The following is a 4,681-nucleotide window of genomic DNA, read 5'->3' as shown; positions in this document are numbered from 1 at the left end:
GTACAAAGAAAAATACTGGAAATGATTTATACGATCTGGACAACAGAAAAGAAATATGATAAAGCATACTTACAAAAAACAAATGCAGCAGCAGTATAAAAAGAGTTAGGGCGAATAAAACACGAAGTTATACCGCCCTAAACAGGCTGACATAAAGCCGCCTTAAGTAAACAAAATTAAAAATTATTTGATAATTAACACAGAATCTCTCTTCACCTGCGGTGGAAAGAGGGTCGGGAAAATTTTCAAGCCCCCTCTATGCGCGAAGCGGAGAGAGGGGTGACAAGCGCAGCGATGTCGGGGTGAGTCGACTCGCTGCCATTCAGTAACGTCATTTCCAGCTCATAATTTGGAAAAATTTTGTTACTGGCGATGACGATTTAAGAAAACTTTTACCTTTCACCTCAAATATATAACTTAGTACAATGAAGTTTTTCAAATATATACCCGCTGCGTTTTTATTGGTTTTAATGGTATCGTGCAAGCCAAAGCCCAGGGCTGTTGATGTGCCTGTTGTTGGTTTTGTTGATGCTTTTGAAGATGCTACCATATCCCAGGCCCGTATAGGTTTTATCGATGCCCTAAAAAAGAATGGATTTAGCGAAGAAAAGAAAACGGTACAAATAGAATACCGCAACGCTCAGGGCAATATCCCTACGCTGACACAAATTGTAAATTATTTTATATCAGAAAAGGTTGATCTGTTGGCCACCTGTACTACACTGGCCACAGTAACTGCTTTGCAAAATACTAAAACCATTCCCGATTTTGCCATGGTATCGCCCGTGCCCGGGCGGATGAAGGTACTTGATGCCAGTGGTAAAGCCCCGGTTAACCTGTTTGGCGCATTGGAAGAGTTGAACTATATTGATACTTCGTTTTCTATCATCCCTAAATTAGTAAAACCAAAAGGTGCAAAACTTGTGGTGGGGATGATTTATAACCAGGCGGAGCCGCAATCGGCAGATGCCGTTGACCGTATTAAGACTTTGGCTGCCAATCAGAATGTTACCATTGTTGCCCTTCCTGTAAATACATCTGCCGATGCACAACTGGTTACACAAAGCCTGTTGAGCAAAAATATAGATGCATTTTTTGCTAACCCGGATAATACCGTATTCGCCTCGTTCGAGACGATATTGAAAAGCTGCAATGAAAAAAATGTGCCCATATTTACCAGCGAGGCCGGTTTGGTACAGCGTGGTGCAGTTGCCGCTTTTGGCGCGGATATTTACCAATGGGGATACCAGGCAGGTGAGCAAGCGGCCCAATATTTAAAAACGCATAAAACGGATGGTTTAAAGTGGGAGATGGTAAAAGTTAGGAAGAGGGTTTATAACGCTGCCGCTGCCAAAAAGTACAATATTACTATCCCATCAAATTTCGAGGCTGTTAAATAAATCACAAATAATATATACACGATATCGATTTTAAGATACTTAGGCTTTCGGCTTTCAAATATGGATTTTTACCTTACCGCCTTATTACAGGGACTATGTTATTCGGCCATTGCGCTGGGTATTTATATCTCTATGAAAATATTTAACATTCCTGATATTACAACCGACGGAAGTTATACACTGGGTGGCGCGGTTACCGGTATTATGCTCACTCACCATCAATCTACCTGGGTTATTTTACCTGTGGTTATTATCGCGGGTGCATTGGCAGGCGCGTTAACCGGACTAATCCATACCAAGCTTAAAATAAATGCCCTGCTGGCCGGTATCCTGGTCATGACGGGGCTTTACTCTGTTAACCTGATTGTTTTAGGGCGATCAAATTTACCGGTAAGCAACCTGCCCTCATTGTTTAACAACCTGCACCTGATAGCTGATCCTAATCAGAATACACTGATCATTATATCAATTTTTGTAGTGGTGGTTACTTTTTTAATTGGCTACCTGCTCAAAACAGATTTCGGCATAGCCATGAGGGCTACGGGCAACAGCGAGTCCATGATTCGTGCCCTTGGCGTAAATACCGATAGGATGAAGATCACCGGGCTTGCGCTGGCTAACGCGCTTACTGCATTGAGTGGATATTTGATAGTACAGTTTCAGGGTTTTGCCGATATCAGCATGGGGATAGGAATAGTGATTGTTGGATTGGGCTCGGTCATCATAGCCGAAACGCTTATCAACTGGTTTCGCATTACTAAGGTGTGGCTCAGTTTAATTTTGGTGCTTACCGGCGCGGTAATATTTCAAATGGTACTTGCCCTTACATTAGCCATCGGTGTTGATCCTAACCTGCTTAAACTGGTTACCGCTGCTTTTGTATTGCTCATCGTTAGTTTACCCCGTTTATCATTCAACAAAGCCTCATGATAGTTATTAATGATGTTCATAAAGTTTTTAACAAGGGTAAGGCTAACCAGGTAAACGCGGTAAATGGCATCAGCCTGAATATTAAAAATGAGGAATTTTTGGTGATCGTAGGCTCAAACGGCTCAGGTAAAACTACATTGTTGAACCTGGTAGCAGGCAGCGTGAAACCGGATAAAGGGACTATCATTATAGATGATAACGATGTGACCAGGCTTGCCGATCATAAGCGCAGCCAGTGGATAGCCCGTGTTTTTCAAAATCCAATGAGCGGCACGGCATCTGATCTGAGTATTCTTGATAATTTCCGGCTGGCAGCTATCCGCACAAAACCCAAAGGACTTTCCATTGGCATAGATGATAGGTTTAAGCAGGGGGTAAAAGACAAGATTGCTACACTGGGTATGGGGCTGGAGAATAAGATTGAACAACCAATGGGTACACTATCAGGCGGACAGCGCCAGGCATTAACGCTTTTGATGAGTGTGATGGATAGCTGCAAAGTTTTACTATTGGATGAACCCACTGCCGCGCTTGATCCACGATCTGCAGAGGTGGTGATGCGGACGGCTGATAAACTGATAGCCGATTTTAAACTGACTGCAATACTCATTACCCATAATTTAAAAGACGCCTATAATTATGGAACAAGAATAATACAAATGAGTGAGGGCTTGATCATCAATGATTTAAATCAAAAACAAAAGGCTGCCCTAAAGCAAAATGACCTTTTCAATTGGTTTGGTTAAAAATTGGCAAAATAATTGTAATGGAATCAATACCATGAAAAACAATAATTTTGAAACTATATCCGACGCTTACCAGTTAGTAAGCGGCGCGAAAATAAAAGGAAAGCAGCAAGACGAAATTTTCGAGCTTGGAACGTATGACGCCCTGAAAAGAGGCTATACCCTTTACCCGCTGGAACACGGCGTTAAGTACAATGATTTTAGCGTAATTGTATCAGAAAGAGAACTGAAAAATAATTTTTTGATAGAAGGTACTAAGGTTAACGCGGCTATAGCGGCTTAAAGATCTGGATATTACCTTTGTTTAAAAAAGTTGCCGCAGAGTGGCATAGCCACGGCTAATATTGTAACAACGGATTTTAATCCGTTGAAAAAGAAGCAGCGCATAAAAAGAACCATAGGTTCGGCCTATGTGTTAAGCATGCTAAAGGTTATTTAGCATGCAAGAAACGCAGGTAGCCCATTAAAAACAAAATGCGCCGTGCCTACGGCACTCTTTTTTAATTCATTTACAATCCAACGGATTAAATCCGTTGCTATAAGATCTTTCGAGCCTACGGCTCTATAAAAATTTAAATTTATAGGGGGCTTGGTTTTTGCCAAAGTTCTCTGCAATGTCATCATCAGCCTCACATTTTGCATTCTCCAACATTAATTGTAAATTTGTAAAAAAATAAATGATGCTGTTAAAATATTCATTCTGCGAAAAAACAATGTGGTCCAAGGGAGCACAGCAGAAGGGTTATGCATCAATAATACTCTTCTCAAGTCCGGTTTAGCGAAATAACTTAATTACACCGACAGAATTTATTACATCATTATTTATTCAATTAGTTTGCGTTAAGCAGGCATTTTATCACATAACAAATTTATGGACACTTATTATACTATAGAGGAAAAGTATTTGCAGGCCGTGGATAAGCTCTCCTATGGAAAAACTACTAAAGGACTTAAGTTACTGAACGAGATCATCAGCAATGATCCTTTATACGCACGTGCACACCACCAGCTGGGCATGATATATTATTACGAAATTAAAGATTACCAAACCGCAGGCTATCACTTTAAAACCTGTATGGAGCTTGAACCATCTTTTCCTGATAATTATACAGATTACCTTGATCTGCTTGTTTTTTTAAATATGGAAAAACTGGTAAACACCGTATCTGTCAAAGCCCTTAATACGCCCGGAGTAGATACCGCCGGTATTTACGATTTGCTTGGCTTATTCTATGAAAAAAACAAGCAATGGACAAATGCTTTAACCTACTACCATAAAGCATTTATGGATGTTACGGTAAATGAAGAAAGAGCAGATATTGAACAAAGCCTAAAACGTGTGCGCTCAAAAATGGAACATACGCTGGCCTACACTTATCATATTACGGAGTAAAAAGCAGAAAGCGTAAGGCTTAAAGCGGAAAGCTTTTCTGGAAATTAACTAAAAAAATAGCGATGGTAAAACCATCGCTATTTTTTTAGCCTTTAGCCTTTAGCCTTTAGCCTTTAGCCTTTAGCCTTTAGCCTTTAGCCTTTAGCCTTTAGCCTTTAGCCTTTAGCCTTTAGCCTTTAGCCTTTAGCCTTTAGCCTTTAGCCTTTAGCCTT

The 4,681-nt window shown here is 40.5% G+C and carries 5 protein-coding genes; all 5 read left to right on the top strand.

Annotated features, from left to right (window positions below):
* The first annotated feature begins 425 nt into the window (after positions 1-425).
* The 5 genes from AC1D0K_RS30655 to AC1D0K_RS30635 all read left to right on the top strand — a co-directional run bounded on the left by AC1D0K_RS30655 (position 426) and on the right by AC1D0K_RS30635 (position 4,469).
* The gene (locus AC1D0K_RS30655; RefSeq protein WP_477395280.1) at positions 426-1,400 is read left to right on the top strand and encodes an ABC transporter substrate-binding protein; all 975 of its coding nucleotides are present in this window, start codon (positions 426-428) and stop codon (positions 1,398-1,400) included.
* A gap of 60 nt (positions 1,401-1,460) precedes the next feature.
* The gene (locus AC1D0K_RS30650; RefSeq protein ID WP_477395278.1) at positions 1,461-2,330 is read left to right on the top strand and encodes an ABC transporter permease; all 870 of its coding nucleotides are present in this window, start codon (positions 1,461-1,463) and stop codon (positions 2,328-2,330) included.
* A complete protein-coding gene (locus AC1D0K_RS30645) occupies positions 2,327-3,076 on the top strand; it encodes an ABC transporter ATP-binding protein (protein WP_477395276.1) in 750 nt (249 codons plus the stop codon). Before AC1D0K_RS30650 ends, AC1D0K_RS30645 begins: the two co-directional genes overlap by 4 nt.
* 34 nt (positions 3,077-3,110) lie before the next feature.
* Complete coding sequence (locus tag AC1D0K_RS30640; RefSeq protein WP_477395274.1) at positions 3,111-3,359, top strand: hypothetical protein; 249 nt, start codon at positions 3,111-3,113, stop codon at positions 3,357-3,359.
* 588 nt (positions 3,360-3,947) lie between these two features.
* Positions 3,948-4,469 (top strand): tetratricopeptide repeat protein, encoded by a 522-nt coding sequence (locus tag AC1D0K_RS30635; protein ID WP_295712998.1) that lies wholly within the window; start codon positions 3,948-3,950, stop codon positions 4,467-4,469.
* Positions 4,470-4,681: the final 212 nt, after the last annotated feature.

The organism is Mucilaginibacter sp. P1_A3 (assembly GCF_056406855.1).
This window is presented reverse-complemented; position numbering and strand designations above follow the sequence as displayed.